At 59.7% G+C, this 15,443-nt stretch carries 12 protein-coding genes; 4 read left to right on the top strand and 8 right to left on the bottom strand.

Annotation, left to right across the window (positions count from 1 at the left end; genetic code table 11):
• Positions 1–5: 5 nt before the first annotated feature.
• Entirely contained in the window at positions 6–674 is a 669-nt protein-coding gene (locus AC3ISI_RS26970) for a polysaccharide lyase family 7 protein (RefSeq protein ID WP_489334541.1), read from the bottom strand.
• 320 nt (positions 675–994) lie between these two features.
• Here AC3ISI_RS26970 and AC3ISI_RS26965 point away from each other — a divergent pair, with 320 nt between their 5' ends.
• Genes AC3ISI_RS26965 through AC3ISI_RS26955 form a run of 3 tightly spaced genes read left to right on the top strand, consistent with a single transcriptional unit; the run spans position 995 to position 3,977 of the window.
• The gene (locus AC3ISI_RS26965; RefSeq protein ID WP_489334540.1) at positions 995–3,118 is read left to right on the top strand and encodes a putative bifunctional diguanylate cyclase/phosphodiesterase; all 2,124 of its coding nucleotides are present in this window, start codon (positions 995–997) and stop codon (positions 3,116–3,118) included.
• Positions 3,119–3,163: 45 nt separating this feature from the next.
• A complete protein-coding gene (locus AC3ISI_RS26960) occupies positions 3,164–3,655 on the top strand; it encodes a M48 metallopeptidase family protein (RefSeq protein WP_489337795.1) in 492 nt (163 codons plus the stop codon).
• Between the two features lie 25 nt (positions 3,656–3,680).
• The gene (locus AC3ISI_RS26955) at positions 3,681–3,977 is read left to right on the top strand and encodes a winged helix-turn-helix domain-containing protein (protein WP_452628454.1); all 297 of its coding nucleotides are present in this window, start codon (positions 3,681–3,683) and stop codon (positions 3,975–3,977) included.
• 96 nt (positions 3,978–4,073) lie between these two features.
• Here AC3ISI_RS26955 and AC3ISI_RS26950 read toward each other — a convergent pair whose 3' ends face one another.
• Positions 4,074–4,526, bottom strand: a complete 453-nt coding sequence (locus AC3ISI_RS26950; RefSeq protein WP_489334539.1) for a GNAT family N-acetyltransferase — start codon at positions 4,524–4,526, stop codon at positions 4,074–4,076.
• 256 nt (positions 4,527–4,782) lie between these two features.
• Between AC3ISI_RS26950 and AC3ISI_RS26945 the strand changes: the two genes are divergently transcribed.
• Positions 4,783–5,520 (top strand): substrate-binding periplasmic protein, encoded by a 738-nt coding sequence (locus AC3ISI_RS26945; protein ID WP_489334538.1) that lies wholly within the window; start codon positions 4,783–4,785, stop codon positions 5,518–5,520.
• 154 nt (positions 5,521–5,674) lie between these two features.
• Here AC3ISI_RS26945 and yccS read toward each other — a convergent pair whose 3' ends face one another.
• From yccS to AC3ISI_RS26915, 6 genes are all read right to left on the bottom strand, one after another.
• Complete coding sequence (gene yccS, locus AC3ISI_RS26940) at positions 5,675–7,858, bottom strand: YccS family putative transporter (RefSeq protein WP_489334537.1); 2,184 nt, start codon at positions 7,856–7,858, stop codon at positions 5,675–5,677.
• A 222-nt stretch (positions 7,859–8,080) separates the two neighbouring features.
• On the bottom strand, positions 8,081–9,259 hold the full coding sequence (locus tag AC3ISI_RS26935; protein WP_489334536.1) for a BaiN/RdsA family NAD(P)/FAD-dependent oxidoreductase: 1,179 nt from the start codon (positions 9,257–9,259) through the stop codon (positions 8,081–8,083).
• Positions 9,260–9,412: 153 nt separating this feature from the next.
• Positions 9,413–10,750, bottom strand: coding sequence for an ATP-dependent RNA helicase DbpA (dbpA, locus tag AC3ISI_RS26930; protein ID WP_489337793.1), 1,338 nt, complete (start codon positions 10,748–10,750; stop codon positions 9,413–9,415).
• A gap of 105 nt (positions 10,751–10,855) precedes the next feature.
• A complete protein-coding gene (gene mdtD / locus AC3ISI_RS26925) occupies positions 10,856–12,283 on the bottom strand; it encodes a multidrug transporter subunit MdtD (RefSeq protein ID WP_489334535.1) in 1,428 nt (475 codons plus the stop codon).
• Positions 12,284–12,439: 156 nt separating this feature from the next.
• Complete coding sequence (locus AC3ISI_RS26920) at positions 12,440–13,777, bottom strand: TldD/PmbA family protein (RefSeq protein WP_489334534.1); 1,338 nt, start codon at positions 13,775–13,777, stop codon at positions 12,440–12,442.
• On the bottom strand, positions 13,777–15,219 hold the full coding sequence (locus AC3ISI_RS26915; protein WP_489334533.1) for a TldD/PmbA family protein: 1,443 nt from the start codon (positions 15,217–15,219) through the stop codon (positions 13,777–13,779). Before AC3ISI_RS26915 ends, AC3ISI_RS26920 begins: the two co-directional genes overlap by 1 nt.
• Between the last annotated feature and the right edge of the window lie 224 nt (positions 15,220–15,443).

Genomic DNA, 15,443 nt, shown 5'->3' with positions numbered 1-15,443 from the left:
TGTTTTTACTTATCGTGATCAATATCCAGCTTGCTAAACGTCACCTTCCCCCCCTCGCTGGTGTACCCGGTGTTGTCCTGCACATAAACCCCGGCCTTGAAATACAGCGGCTTCACACGCCAGGTCGCACTGATGTTGGTGTCCCACTGATACCCCGCCGCACTGATGCCCAACGCACCACCCGGGCTCAGGTGAATCAAATAGGAAAACTCCTGATCCAGCTTCACGCCCGTCGCAATGGTAATCACCCGACCTTCACCATCATCCGGGTGCATGCGCACTTTGGCGACGATGTTGCCGGTCGAGGTTTTGGTTTTGTATTGGTACTCGACCTTCACCAGGGGCTTCTGGCTTTCATAGGCATGGATCTGGCCAATGACGACTTTCCCCGAGCTCGGCACTTGATTCACCGCCAGGGTCGCGCGAAGTAGGTTGTCGGCGTCCGGGTAGTACCAGTTTTTCAGCGTGCCATTGCTGTAGGTTTCGCGAAGTTCGGTGCGTGGGTAGATGGCATTTGCGGTGCGCGAGCCCGTTACCGGAGCCCAGAAGAACAAGGTGCCGGTGTCGGAGTGGAAGTATTGGTCCTTGAAGCCGTTTACCAGTTTGGCTGTATCAACGGTGTAGGGCGGACTGCCGACGGGAACGCTGAGGTTCCAGGTTGCGAGATCGATCATAGACAAGCTTCCACAAATTTTTGCTGCACGCACGTGCCAGAAGCTCTGGGACGCGCCTTGGAGGGCGGTCTTTATAAGCGTAGAAGGCCACTTTGTTAATGCTCGAATGGCAAATGATTGGCGTCAACATCCTGTCTAAATGCCATCTCGCCCGGTTTTCGGGGCTTACAGGGCCGACCGTTAGTCGGCAAATGAACGCATGGGTTAAATGATGGCGCTGTGATGGCTTCTGCTTTTACGGATCCGGTCTAGAGTGAAGTCACAATAATTGTCCGGTTTTCACGAGATCCGGCCTGACGCCCTCGAACAAGAGAAGCAGCATGGAATGCGCGCGACCCACGCCAACCGAAGGCAGCTCAATCGTTTTAATCGTCGATGATTACCCTGAAAGCCTGATCAGCATGCGCGCATTGCTCCAGCGCCAGGATTGGCAGGTCATCACCGCCGCCTCCGGCTTTGAAGCGCTCGGCCTATTGCTTAAACACGATGTCGACCTGGTATTGCTCGATGTGCAAATGCCGGGCATGGACGGTTTTGAAGTGGCTCGCCTGATGCGTGGCAGTCAGCGAACGCGCCTCACGCCGATCATTTTCCTGACGGCCAACGAACAGTCTCAAGACGCCGTGATCAAGGGTTACGCCAGCGGTGCGGTGGATTACCTGTTCAAGCCGTTCGACCCGCAAATTCTCAAACCCAAAGTTCAGGCCCTGCTGGAGCATCAGCGTAATCGCCGTGCGTTGCAGCGCCTGAGCCACGACCTGGAAGCCGCTCGTGCTTTTAATGCCTCGGTGTTGGAGAACGCGGCTGAAGGCATTCTGGTGGTGAGTGAGGACGGGGTGATCCGTTTTGCCAACCCGGCCATGTCGCGGCTGCTCAATGCCACTGTGCAGGAGCTGCAAGGCAAAGAGTTTCTGGATTTCCTGCAAAAACCGCACATCCCGGTCTGGACGGATTCCGAGATTTACACCGGATACAAGCGCGGCGAAACCTTTCGACTGCATGACGCGCTGTTGCGCACCGCCCCCGGCCAGCAGGTGCCGGTGGCGCTGTCGTGCGCGCCATTGCCCGCTGAACAGCGCGCCATGGTGGTGACGGTACTGGACATGTCGGTGGTGCGTCACCTGCATCAGCAACTGGAATATCAGGCAGTAACCGACCCCTTGACCGGCCTGCTCAATCGCAGGGGGTTCTACCAGACCGTTGAAAACCTGCTGCTGCGCGGCGAACGCTCCGACGGTGCCTGGGTGCTGCTGTACCTGGACCTCGACGGCTTCAAACGGGTCAATGATTCCCTGGGGCACGATGCCGGGGACCGCGTGCTGCGATGGGTGTCCGAACAGTTGAAGGCCTGTTTGCGGCCCTTCGACATTCTGGCGCGCATCGGCGGTGATGAGTTTACGGCGTTGCTGGACCTGGAGTTTCCCGAGCAGGCGGCGAAGATTGCGGAAAAACTCATCGAGCGGGTATCGGTCTATCAGCAGATTGAAGGCCTGGAAATCACCTTGGGTGCCAGCATCGGCATTGCGACGTTTCCGGATTGCGGGGCCAACCTCGACGGTTTGTTGCGGGCCTCGGACATTGCCATGTACGAAGCCAAGCGTGCGGGCCGTCAGCAGTATCGTTTCTACGATCACGAGATGAACGGCCGGGCGCGTTCGCGGCTGATGCTCGAAGAGAGCGTGCGCACGGCCATCGAAAACCGTGATTTCAATTTGGTGTATCAACCTCAAGTGTCCATCGCCAATGGGCAGATCCGCGGGTTCGAGGCATTGCTGCGTTGGCAGCACCCGAGCGTCGGCGATGTTCCGCCGGGACTGTTTTTGCCGTTGCTGGAAGAGGCCCGGCTGATCAGTCGGCTGGGCAGCTGGATTTACCATCGAGCGATTGAGCAGCGCAAGGCCTGGGAAGCCCTGTTTGCCGAGGATCTGGTGCTTTGTGTGAGTTTGAGTAGCACTCAGTTCGGCATGCCCAACCTGATCACCGAATTGCGCCGTGTGCTGGAACGCCATGGCGTGCAGCCGCGACATCTGGAAGTTGAGGTGACGGAAGAAGCGCTGATGCAAAACCCCGAAGAAACCCGAAAGACTCTGCGTTTGCTGCGCAATCTTGGGGTGCGGGTGGCATTGGATGACTTCGGTTCCGGGCCTTGCTCACTGTCCCATTTACGCGACCTGGAACTGGACACGCTCAAGTTCGACCGGCATCTGATTGCTCGCCTGCCCGATTCCTCGCGGGATGCAGCACTGGTGCGCAATGTGATCGACCTGTGCCAGGAATACGGAATGCTGGTGATTGCAGAAGGGGTGGAAACGCTCGCTCAATATCAATGGCTGCAAGCCAATGGTTGTGAATACGTGCAGGGTTTTCTGGTGGCGCGGCCGATGATGGCCGAGGATGTCGGCGACTTTGCGCAGCCGTTCGACTGGAGCGCACTGAACAGTTGAATTCGCTACACTGGCGACCTTTTCGTGATTCGTGTTGCCGCCCCAATGACCGCGTTGAAATACCTCCAGGCCTATCCTGCTGCATTGCAGGATCAAGTGCGCCAGCTGATCGCCGAAGATCGGCTGGGCGACTACTTGACCAAGCGCTACCCGGAAAAGCACGGCGTACAGAGCGACAAGGCGCTGTACACCTACGCACTGGACCTCAAGCAGGAATACCTGCGCAATGCTCCGGCCATCGACAAAGTGCTGTTCGACAACCGTCTGGACCTCACTCATCGCGCGCTTGGCTTGCACACAACCATCTCACGGGTGCAGGGCGGCAAGCTCAAGGCCAAGAAAGAAATTCGCGTGGCCTCGCTGTTCAAGGAAGCGCCCTCGGAGTTTCTGAAAATGATCGTCGTGCACGAACTGGCGCACTTCAAAGAGTCCGATCACAACAAGGCGTTCTACAAACTCTGCGAACACATGCTGCCGGGTTATCACCAGGTGGAGTTTGACCTGCGGGTGTACCTGACTTGGCGGGACATGCAATAACGGATCAACGGCCGGGAGTGTTTGAATGGAAGTCAGCAAGACCAAGAGCAGTTTCTATCGTCGGTTGTACGTGGCGTACCTGATCGACAGTGGGCAGGCGAGTAGCGTCCCGGCCTTGACCGACGTGACCGGCATGCCCCGGCGCACGGCACAGGACACCATTGCGGCGTTGGCGGATCTGGACATTGTTTGCGAGTTCGAGCAGGAAGAGGGTGCGCGCAATCATGCGGGGCGCTATCGGATTCGTGAGTGGGGGGCAATTGATCGGGGGTGGATTGAGCGGAATTTGCGGCAGATCAAAGAGGTGCTGGAGTACCCCTGATTTCTGCGCTGCCGCAACTGACGCTATCGCGAGCAGGCTCACTCCTGCAGGATTTAGGTAATCCCTGTGGGAGCGGGCTTGCCCGCGATGGGGTCCTTAAGGCCGACGCATTCCGATGTGCGGAATACCATCCTCGACGTATTCCTCACCCGCCACCACAAACCCATACTTCCCGTAATACCCCTGCAAGTGCACCTGGGCCGACAGATAAACCGGCATGTCCGGCCAGTGCTTCTCAGCCTGTTTCAACGCCTGCGCCATCAGCTCATGCCCAATTCCGGTGCCACGTGCAGCCGGGGCAACAATCACCCGGCCAATCACCACATCGCCACCCTGCAACTGCGGGTCGAGCAATCGCAGGTAACCCGCCAGCCGATTCTCGTCCCACGCCATCAAATGGCAGGTGTCACCTTCCAGATCCTGGCCATCGATGTCTTGATACAAGCATTTCTGTTCGACAACGAACACCTCTGCGCGCAATTGCAGAATGGCGTACAGCTGTTCCTTACCCAGGTCGCTATGGTGTTTGCAGATCCAGTCAATTGTCATTTTCACGTTCCTTGAACATCGTCGCTCCGATACTAAGCGTCCTGAGAGCCGTTGTCTTTATGGCAGGGAAATCTGTGACAAAGGCCAAAATGCCATCATTCATTTCGCGCGGCGTTGTCATCTTTGTGTAATCTGCGGTGAAGCGCTGCGCATTGGCTTCGATGAGCTAATGTTGAGTACCTGGCGCCGGTACATGGGTCTTGGAGTTTGGGCTGAAAAACACGCCGGGTAACCCGCCCGCTAAGGATTTTCTAGCATGCCGCGATTGCATCGAGCTTCTGCTTTGATTGTATTGCTGTTGCTGACACAGGGCGCGGCAGCGGAAAAGCTGCGTCTGGTCGCCGATGCCTGGCCGCCCTTTACCGACGCCACGCTGGTCAACGGCGGATTGGCGACGGACATCGTCAGTACCGCGCTGGCCCGGGCCGGGTATGCCAGTGATTTCGAACAGGTGCCTTGGGCGCGAGCGTTGATGGGGGTGGGCGAGGGGCGTTATGACGTGCTGGTCAACGCCTGGTACACCGCTGATCGCACCCAGCTTGGCCAGTTTTCCGGTGAGTATCTGCTTAACCGCGTGCGCTTTCTGAAACGCAAAGACGCGCCCATCGTATACAACAACTTGCAGCAACTGCACATGTATCCGATTGCGATCGTGCGGGGTTACGCTTATTCGCCGGAGTTCGATGACGACCTGTCACTGCAGAAAGTCCCGGTGCATAACTTTGCCATGGCGGTACGCATGGTGGCGGCAGATCGGGTCAAGTTGACGCTGGAGGATGAATACGTCGCCCGTTATTACTTGGCGCGCGAATCATCCAAAGTGCGCAATGCCGTGGAGTTTTTGCCCAAACCGTTGAGCGAGAACAGCCTGCACATATTGGTCAGCTTGAAGAACCCGCAACATGAAGAGATCGTCGCCGGTTTTGATCGTGAGATTGCCGAGATGAAGGCGGATGGCAGTTACGAGCGGTTGATGAGGCAACATGGGATGTGAGGCTGATTCCAAGTCTTGGGTGTGGCTGATGGCCCCATCGCGAGCAGGCTCGCTCCCACATTAGATCTCCAGCGATCACATATTTTATGAGCGACAGAGATTAACTGTGGGAACGAGTCTGCTCGCGAATTGGCCGGCCAGGACAACCCACATTTCAGGTTTCGCTAGTGTCTTTAATCAAATGCGCCGCCAACGTCCGCAACGGCCCCAGTTGCCGGCAAATCAACGCCAACTGCGTCTGTACCAGCCGCTGCCCTTCATCGATTTCATCCGGCATCTGCTCCAGCGAATTGGCCAGGGCCTCTTCCTCATCACTCTGAATCGCAATCGGTTGTTTGCTCGCCAGACCCTGGGCGATTTCGTCGATGCTCGCCGCCAGGCTCGCGCCGGCGCCCTGAATCAAATGCTCCCGCACATCCGGTGGTAGCGGGGTTTCGCGATGTGCTCCGAGGCCTGACAAATAGCTGAGCAACGTATGCGACAGCACCAGAAAACGAAAGCCGACATCCGCTTCCTTGCGGAAATGCCCTGGCTCCATAAGCATGTTGGCCAGTGTCGTCGACAGTGCCGCGTCGGCGTTGTGTGCGTTGCGTCGAGCCAGGCGATAAGCCAGGTCGTCGCTTTTGCCGGCGGCGTATTGCTGCATGATCTGACGCAGGTAAATGCTGTTGCAGGTCAGGGTGTTGGCCAGCACTTTGTTCAGGCGTCGGCCCTGCCAGTCCGGCAGGAACAGGAACACCGCGAGCCCGGCGATCAGGCTGCCGAGCAAGGTATCGAGCAGCCGCGGCAGGAACAGCCCATAACCGTCGCCGACCTGGTTGAAGCAGAACAGCACCATCAAGGTAATCGCGGCCGTGGCCAAGGTGTAGCGGGTGGTGCGGTTGATAAAGAACACCACGCCGGCGGCAATCGCGAAACACGACTGAATCAACGGATTCGGGAACAGATCGAACAGCGCCCAGGCCATCGTCAGGCCGATCGCGGTGCCAATGATCCGTTGGCCGAGTTTGCGTCGGGTGGCGCCGTAGTTCGGCTGGCAAACGAACAGCGTGGTGAGGATGATCCAGTAGCCTTGCGACGGGTGAATCAAATGCACCATGCCGTACCCGATGCTCAACGCCAGGGGCAAGCGCAGTGCATGGCGGAACAGTAGCGACGTCGGTGTCAGTTGCGTGCGCAACCTCGCCCACACATCTTTGAGGCTGCGTGGCGAACGGTCGAGCAGGCTGCTGTCGGTGGCATCGGCCAGGGCTTCCGGGTTGCTCGCATCGCTGAGCAAACGGTCGAGTGTCGAGAGGTTTGCCGTGAGTGCCCGCAGCGAGCGCAACAGGCCGCGCCAGGCCGGGTTGCTCTGGATGCGCAGGTGTTCGATGGAGGCGTTCAGATCGCCCAGGGCTTCGGCGAAACTTGCGTCGTAGACGAAGGGCTGACGCATCTGGATCGATTCGGCCAAGGCGCGGCACGCCTTGCCTTGCTGGCGCAGCAGGCGCTGACAGCGGAACAGCACGTCGCTGTGGAAAAAGGCCTCGGCGAGTGCGTTGTAGGGGTAGTGCGAAGAACTGGCGCGCTCGTGGATGTCCTGAGCGAGGAAGTACAGTTTCAGGTAGCGACTGACTTTCGATCCCGGCCGACCGTTGCCGACCCGGTGCAGAATGATTTCCTTGGCGGCGTTCAGGGCCGCCACCACGCGTCCGTTCTGTTGGGCCAGTTCCAGGCGCCGTGCTTCCACGTCCATTTGCCGGATCGGTTCGAACAGCGAGGATTTCAACTTCAGGTAGTAACCCAACTCGCGGAACAATCGCGCCAGGCTTTGTTGCACCGGCTGGTTGGAAAACATCGCCTGCCACAGCACCGACAACAAGCCGTACCAGGCTGCACCGGCCACCAGCAGCACCGGTTCATGCCAGAAATCGGTGACGGCGCCGCCGCGTTGGTCCACGCCAATCATGGTGTAGACCGACAAAATCAGCGTCGCCGAGGCAATGGCGCCATAGCGCTCGCCGAGGGCGCCGAGCATGGTCAGGCAAAAACTGGCCAGGGCCAGGGCGATGATGAATATGTAGGGGTAGGGGAAGAGCAGTTCGACGGAGAAGGCGGCGACGCTGAAACACACCAGCGTCACGGCGAGCGCGTTGAGACGGCCCTGCCAACTGTCGTCGGTTTCGGCCAGGGCGCTGGCGATAATCCCCAGGAACAAGGGGATCAGCAGTCCCATTTCATCCTGATACCAACAGACCGCCATGCTGCCGGTCAGGGCAATGAATACCCGCACGCTGTAGCTGAATTTATCCAGCGCCCAGAGGCGACGCAGAGACTGACTGAGAGGAGTCGATGACATGAAGTGCGAAGGCCTTCCGAGGCAATGACGCTAAATTGAGCCAGTAATGACGCCGACGCAATGGCGCCGATCACATCTGACAGCAAAATCTGTTCCTTCCATGACAAACACGCACCCTGTAGGAGCCGAGCTTGCTCGCGATGACGGATTCACATTCAACAACGATGCTAACTGTTAGACCGCTATCGCGAGCAAGCTCGGCTCCTACAGGGGCGTGGTGGATCAGACGAATTGCGCGGCGGCGTAGCCTGAGGCCCAGGCCCACTGGAAGTTAAAGCCGCCCAGATGACCGGTGACATCGAGCACTTCACCGATGAAATACAGGCCAGGACTTTTCAGTGATTCCATAGTCTTGGACGACACTTCGTGGGTGTCCACGCCACCCAGCGTCACCTCGGCCGTGCGGTAGCCTTCGGTGCCGGCCGGCACGACTTTCCAGCTTGCCAGTTTTTCGGCGATGTCGGCGATTTCGGCGTGGGTGTACTGCTTCATCGGTTTGGACACGAACCAGTTGTCCGCCAGCAGGTTGGCCATCTTCTTGGTGAAGATTTCCCCCAGCAGGGTTTTCAGTTCGCTGTTCGGGCGTTCGGCCTGCTGCTGTTGCAGCCATTCATGCACGTTGTGATCCGGCATCAGGTTGATCTCGACCGTGTCGCCAGATTCCCAGAACGAAGAAATCTGCAAAATCGCCGGGCCGCTGAGGCCGCGGTGAGTGAACAGAATGTTCTCGCGGAAACTCTGCTCGTTGCAGCTCACCAGGCAATCCACCGACGTGCCGGACAGCTCGGTGCAAAGCTCTTTTAGCTGATCGGTGATGGTGAACGGCACCAGGCCGGCGCGGGTTGGCAGCAGTTGGTGGCCGAACTGTTTGGCAACCTGATAACCGAAACCGGTCGCGCCCAGCGTCGGGATCGACAGTCCGCCCGTGGCGATTACCAGCGATTCGCAGGTGATCTGGCCCATCGTGGTGTCCAGCAGGTAACCGCTTTCGAGTTTTTCGATGGTCTGGATCGATGTGTCCAGGTGCAGGCTCGCGCCGACCTGATCGCACTCGTTGAGCAGCATCTCGAGGATGTCGCTGGATTTGTTATCGCAGAACAGCTGGCCGAGCTTCTTCTCGTGGTACGCCACGCCATGTTTGGCGACCATGCCGATGAAGTCCCACTGGGTGTAGCGCGCCAGTGCGGATTTGCAGAAATGTTCATTCTGCGAGAGGAAATTGCCAGGTTCGGTGTACATGTTGGTGAAATTGCAGCGACCGCCACCCGACATCAGGATTTTCTTGCCGGCCTTGTTCGCATGGTCGAGCAACATCACCTTGCGCCCACGCCCGGCGGCGGTCAGCGCACACATCAACCCTGCGGCGCCAGCGCCAATGATCACGACTTCGGTAGAGCGCAAAACGGTGTCCTCTTGATGACTTACCACAAAACAAACTGTGGGAGCGAGCCTGCTCGCGATGAGGTCTGTACATTCAACATAGATGTTGTTTGACAGTCCGCCATCGCGAGCAGGCTCGCTCCCACAGGGGATCTTCGTTGGGTCGAAGAATCCTTACAAAATACGCACGCGCAGCGAACGGCCCTTGATCTTGCCGTCATTCAGGCGCTGCAAGGCTTGCTTGGCGATCCCGCGTTCAACAGCCACAAAGGCCTGGAAATCGAAAATCGCGATCTTGCCCACCTGGGCGCCCGGAATGCCGGCATCGCCGGTCAGTGCGCCCAGGATGTCGCCCGGACGAACCTTGTCTTTACGGCCAGCGCCGATGCACAGGGTGCTCATCTGCGGCAGCAGCGGACCGCCGCCCTGGCTGGTGAGGTTGTCCACCAGGTCCCAGGTCAACGGCGTCTGCTGCAGGTGTTCGATGGCTTGGGCGCGCTGCGCTTCGGGCGGTGCGACCAGGTTGATCGCCAGGCCTTTCTCACCGGCACGGCCGGTACGGCCGACACGGTGAATGTGGATTTCCGAATCACGGGCCAGTTCAACGTTGATCACCATGTCCAGCGAATCGATGTCCAGACCGCGAGCGGCGACGTCGGTGGCCACCAGTACCGAAGTACTGCGGTTGGCGAACATCGCCAGCACCTGGTCGCGATCACGCTGTTCCAGATCGCCATGCAGACCGACGGCGGAGATGCCTTTGGCGGTCAGGTGGTCGACGGTTTCCTGAACCTGCTGCTTGGTGTAGCAGAAGGCCACGCAGGAGGCCGGGCGGAAGTGGCCGAGAACCTTGGTCACGGCGCTCATGCGCTCTTCCGGGGAGATCTCGTAGAAGCGCTGTTCGATCTGCGTGTCGTCGTGGAATGCCTCGGCCTTCACTTGTTGCGGGTTGCGCATGAACTTTGACGCAAGCTGCTTGATGCCCACCGGGTACGTGGCGGAGAACAGCAGTGTCTGGCGGCGTTCCGGGGCCTGCATGATGATTTCTTCGATGGAATCGTAGAAACCCATGTCGAGCATGCGGTCAGCTTCGTCGAGAATCAGCGTGTTCAGACCGTGCAGTACCAGCGAACCTTTGCGCAGGTGCTGCTGAATGCGCCCCGGCGTGCCGACGATGATGTGTGCGCCATGCTCCAGCGAAGCGATCTGCGGGCCGAGGGATACGCCGCCGCACAGGGTCAGGACCTTGATGTTGTCTTCGGCACGGGCCAGACGACGGATTTCCTTGGCAACCTGGTCAGCGAGCTCGCGGGTTGGGCAAAGGATCAGCGCCTGGCAACCGAAATAGCGCGGATTGATCGGGTTCAGCAGGCCGATACCGAAGGCGGCGGTCTTGCCGCTGCCGGTCTTGGCCTGGGCGATCAGGTCCATCCCCTTGAGGATCACCGGCAAGCTTTGCGCCTGGATCGGCGTCATTTGGGCATAACCGAGGGAGTCGAGGTTAGCCAGCATGGCGGCGGACAGCGGCAAAGTATTAAAAGCGGTGGCGATGGTGGTCACGGGACTGGCCTGCAAAACAAAATGTCGCGCAGTGTACCAGTCCCGGGGCCATTCACCCTAAGGCTCGATGTGTTCTTCCGGACGCTTGACGCGCCGTCCGTCTTCCTTTGAGAGCTGCGAGAAGATCGTTGCGGCCAGCATCGCCATGATTCCGACCGTCACAAACGTCAGCTGGAACGCGCCCAAAACAGTCTGCACGCCATCGTTTCCGATCTCGGCGGTAAAGCCGCCGAGCAACGCACCGGCACACGCAACCCCCAGGCTCAGGGACAATTGCGCCACCACCGACAGCAGGCTGTTGCCGCTGCTGGCGCTGGTGTCGTCGAGGTCGATCAGGGTGACGGTGTTCATTGCGGTAAATTGCAGCGAGTTGATCGCCCCGAGAATCGCCAGCAGACACAGCAGCAGCCAGTACGGCGTCTGTTCGCTGACCAGGCCCATGCACGCGAGCATGATGCCCAGCGCCAGGGTGTTGCCGGTCAGCACGATGCGATAGCCCAATCGCTCGATCAGCGGTCGCGCCACCCACTTGGCGAGCATTGCCGCGGCGGCCAGTGGCAGCATGCTCATACCGGCCTGTGATGGCGAATAACCCAGCGCCACTTGCAGCAGCAACGGCACGAGGAAGGGCAGGGCGCCGCTACCGAGGCGGGCGAACAGGTTGCCGAGAATGCCGACGGCAAAGGTCCGGGTCTTGAACAGCGACGGTGCGAACAGCGGATTTTCAATATGCCCGGCGCGCAACCAATACGCCGCCAGACAGGCCATGCCACCAAACAGCAACAGCATCACGCGCAGGTGGGGCAGGTGCAGTTCGCCCAAGCCTTCCATGGCGATGGTGATCAGAATCATCGCGGCGCCGAACAGCACGAACCCCAGGCTATCGAAGCGGGTGCGTTCGGAGCCGCGAAGGTCCGGGATGAATTTCCACACGGCGTAGCAGCCGACCAACCCGACGGGCAGGTTGATCAGGAAGATCCAGTGCCAGGTCAGGTATTGCACCATCCAGCCGCCCATGGTCGGGCCGATCAGCGGGCCGAGCAGTCCGGGAATGGTGATGAACCCCATGATCCGCACCAGTTCCGAACGCGGGTAGGCGCGCAGCACCACGAGGCGCCCGACCGGCAACATCAGCGCGCCGCCCAGGCCCTGAATCACCCGGGCGCCGTTCAGCATGCTCAGGCTGCTGGACAAGGCGCAGAGTAACGAGCCGAGGCTGAACAGCAGGATCGCGCCGAAGAAGATTTTTTTGGTGCCGAATCGGTCGGCAATCCAGCCTGAGGCGGGGATCAGTAAGGCAACGGTGAGCATGTAGGCAATGATCACACCCTGCATGCGCAACGGATCTTCCGCCAAGTCCCTGGCCATGGCCGGCAGGGCGGTGTTGAGGATGGTACCGTCCAGAGACTGCATGAAAAACGCGATGGCGACGACCCATGGTACCCAGCGGGCGGTGACAGCGTCGAGAGGCGGGCGGTTGGGCATGGGACCTCTTGCGGGTTGGAGTTGTTAATGCAAGGTCATTGCAAGCCACAATCCCTGTGGGAGCGGGCTTGCCCGCGAAGGCGGTGTGTCAGTCAACATAGATGCTAAAGCTGATGGCCTCTTCGCGGGCAAGCCCGCTCCCACAGGGTTTTTTGTTTACAGGGTCAGCGTGAGTTGGCTGATCAGTGCGCCCGGCAACAACGCCGAAGCCGTGGCCCGCTGACTGTAGGTACTCGCCGACAGCAACAATTCCCGCTCCTCGGTCAACGCTTCCAGCTGCGCACCGAGCAAACTGTAGGCGCTGTCATCAAAGCGCATGGTACTGACCGGCGCCTGAATCTCACCGTTCTCGACCCAGAACGTCGCAAACCGGGTCATGCCGGTCATGCGTGCCCCCGGTTGGTCGGAGTAGTTCAAGTACCACAGATTGCTGATGTACAAACCTGTACCCAGTTGCTTGAGGATCTCCGCTTCAGGCAATGTCCCGGCCGCCATGTTCAATGCACTAGGCATTTCCCCGCCGCCCGCCCCGTTGGCGGTCAAGCCGTATTCCGCCGCGCTGCGTGAACAGACCATTTGCGCGCCGGCCTGGCCTTCGACGATCAACCCCAGATCACTGCGTGGATAACCTTCGCCGGAGAACGCCGGGCTCAAGGAACCACTGACCTTTTCATCAATGGACACCTGCGGGCTGAAGGCACTGTCCCCCGCATAGAGCTTTTGCAGCGGACTGGTTTTGCTGGCGATCGACTGCGCCGAAAACCCGCCCCAGCAGAGCATGCCCATGATTTCTTCAAGTGCCGCCGGTGCGAGGTAGGCGCGGTACTGACCCGGTGCCAAGGTGCGCAACGGCCGACCAAGAAACGCTAATTGCTCACGGGCCTGCCGGAAGCGCTTGGCAAACCCTTCGCTGTTCCAGTCATGCCCGGCGTAACTGGCTTTCACCGCCTGACCATTGTCGTGGAACAAGCTGAAATCGAAGTTGAAGCTGTTGGCCTGATGCCAGCCAAACGCCCCTGAGGAACTGGCGAAGCCACGACTGATCGGGCCTGCCGCGTAGAAGCCCACAAGGTCCAACCCTTCGGCGGCGTGAGTGATTTCAGCGACCACCTGCTCGGTGTCCGGCAGCGGGTGTTCCTGCACATTCTTGCTCTGCCAGCCATTGTGGTTGAGCAGCAGGTACGGATCCTGCGGCAGCAACGGCAGGGTCTCGCGCAGCTGTTGCAGACCTTCGGCCAGACGTTGCACGTCCACTTCCGGGTCGCCGGCCAGCGTGATGTCGAGGTCAGCGTGCCGGCCATCGTTGATCAGTTTGAAACCGACACTGGCCTGCTGCACCTGACCGGCCTGACGCACCTTGGCGTGGTTGAAACGCACGAAGGCCGACGACTCGGCGGCGTAGCTGAGGGTGAACTGTTCCGGCTCACGAATCGCATCGCGCAGCCAGTTGACCAAGGCCTTGAACGACTCAGCCTGACTTTTTGAAGTACTCATCAGGCGTCTCCCCCAAACACATCCACATTGCTGAACACACAGGCTGGCGACGCATGGCCGACGCGGATCACCTGGTTCGGTTCGCCCTTGCCGCAGTTTGGCGTGCCCAGGACCTTGACGGTGTTGGCGTCGCCCACCGCGCTGAGGTTTTTCCAGAACTGTGCGGAAATTGCCCGGTAGTTGGGGTTTTTCACCACGCCCTTGAGTTCGCCGTTTTCGATCAACTGCGCCCATTCACAGCCGAACTGGAACTTGTTGCGAGCATCGTCAATGGACCACGAACGATTGGTCGACATCATGATGCCGTGTTCGATGTTGCCGATCAGTTGCGCCAGCGTTTGATCGCCGGGCTCGATGTTGAGGTTGGCCATGCGGTCGATCGGCGGGCGGTTCCAGCCGCAGGCGCGGCTGTTGGCGACACCGTTCATGCCTGCGCGGAATTGCGAGAGCGCGCCGCCCAATGGGCGCAGCAACACACCTTCCTTGATCAGGAATTGCTTGCTCGCGGCCGTGCCGTCGTCGTCATGGCCGTAGCTGGCGAGCTGCTCGGGGATGTCCGGGTCGAACGTCACGTTGAGCAGTTTCGAGCCGTATTGCAGGTGGCCGAAGTCTTCTGCCTTGACGAAACTGGTGCCGGCGTAATTGCGTTCGTCGCCCAGGATACGGTCCAGTTCCAGCGGGTGACCGATGGATTCGTGGATCTGCAACATCATCTGGTCGGGCATCAGCAGCAGGTCGCGCGGGCCTTGCGGAGTGTTCGGCGCGAGCAGCAATTGCAGCGCCTGATCGGCGACTTGCGGGCCGGCACCGATCAGGCCACAACGGCTGATCACATCGGCGCCGCCCTGCTGGCCGAAGTTCTCGCGACCCAGGCTGCGAGTCTGGCTGTCGCTGCCGTCGTAGGCGGTGACATCGAGGCCCGGGTAGACGAAACGTTGGGCCTGGCGCAGTTCAGCGCCGGCGCTGTTGAGGTAGATCTGCTCGACGTTGGTGATGCCGATGCTGACCTGCCAGTTCACCAGCCGCTCATCCTTGGGCACGGACGCGGATTCGGCACCGAGCAGCTGGTAGCAATCGCTCAGGGACGGGAAAGGCTGTTCGAGGTTCGGCGAAAAATAGTCGGCGCGGTCGCTGGAGACGAGTTGGTCGCGCAGGTCGAGCAGCGCGTGGGGCTTGAGTCGGCGGGCTTGTTGCTCAGCGCGGTCCAGCGCCGATTGCAGGCCTTGTTGCGAGAGGTCGTTGGTCGCGGCGTAGGCTTCGACGCCGTTGACCCGCACAGTCAGCATCGCGCCTTCATCACGGCTCAGGCTTGGAGGTTCGGCGACATTCTTGCGCACCGACAGGTATTGGCCGGACTCGCGCACATAACGCAGCGAAAAGAATTCAGCGCCCGTGCGCAAGGCAGCGAAGCGCTGCTTGAGCTGGGGGTGGAAATCGAACATTCGGGAACCTCCCTGGAATGGAGTGGTGGTGTTGCGGTGTTGCGAGGGGGGTGGAACGTTTGCGTGGCGCTAGATTAGGCCTGCGCGGGGGGTAGGATCAAGCTTGGATCGGTGTAGGAGAGATTACCAGGGTGTGCCTGGTAGAGATGTGTTGTCTGGTCGGGCCTCATCGCGAGCAAGCTCGGCTCCTACGGGATTGGGGAGATCACAAAATGTGATTCAAC

Source organism: Pseudomonas sp. GL_139_B (genome assembly GCF_057834475.1).
This window is presented reverse-complemented; position numbering and strand designations above follow the sequence as displayed.

Bases quoted from the DNA above. Each gene is read 5' to 3' on its own strand.
- AC3ISI_RS26970 (WP_489334541.1), bottom strand. From the start codon at position 674: ATGATCGATCTCGCAACCTGGAACCTCAGCGTTCCCGTCGGCAGTCCG.
- AC3ISI_RS26965 (WP_489334540.1), top strand. From the start codon at position 995: ATGGAATGCGCGCGACCCACGCCAACCGAAGGCAGCTCAATCGTTTTA.
- AC3ISI_RS26960 (WP_489337795.1), top strand. From the start codon at position 3,164: ATGACCGCGTTGAAATACCTCCAGGCCTATCCTGCTGCATTGCAGGAT.
- AC3ISI_RS26955 (WP_452628454.1), top strand. From the start codon at position 3,681: ATGGAAGTCAGCAAGACCAAGAGCAGTTTCTATCGTCGGTTGTACGTG.
- AC3ISI_RS26950 (WP_489334539.1), bottom strand. From the start codon at position 4,526: ATGACAATTGACTGGATCTGCAAACACCATAGCGACCTGGGTAAGGAA.
- AC3ISI_RS26945 (WP_489334538.1), top strand. From the start codon at position 4,783: ATGCCGCGATTGCATCGAGCTTCTGCTTTGATTGTATTGCTGTTGCTG.
- yccS (WP_489334537.1), bottom strand. From the start codon at position 7,858: ATGTCATCGACTCCTCTCAGTCAGTCTCTGCGTCGCCTCTGGGCGCTG.
- dbpA (WP_489337793.1), bottom strand. From the start codon at position 10,750: ATGCTGGCTAACCTCGACTCCCTCGGTTATGCCCAAATGACGCCGATC.
- mdtD (WP_489334535.1), bottom strand. From the start codon at position 12,283: ATGCCCAACCGCCCGCCTCTCGACGCTGTCACCGCCCGCTGGGTACCA.
- AC3ISI_RS26920 (WP_489334534.1), bottom strand. From the start codon at position 13,777: ATGAGTACTTCAAAAAGTCAGGCTGAGTCGTTCAAGGCCTTGGTCAAC.
- AC3ISI_RS26915 (WP_489334533.1), bottom strand. From the start codon at position 15,219: ATGTTCGATTTCCACCCCCAGCTCAAGCAGCGCTTCGCTGCCTTGCGC.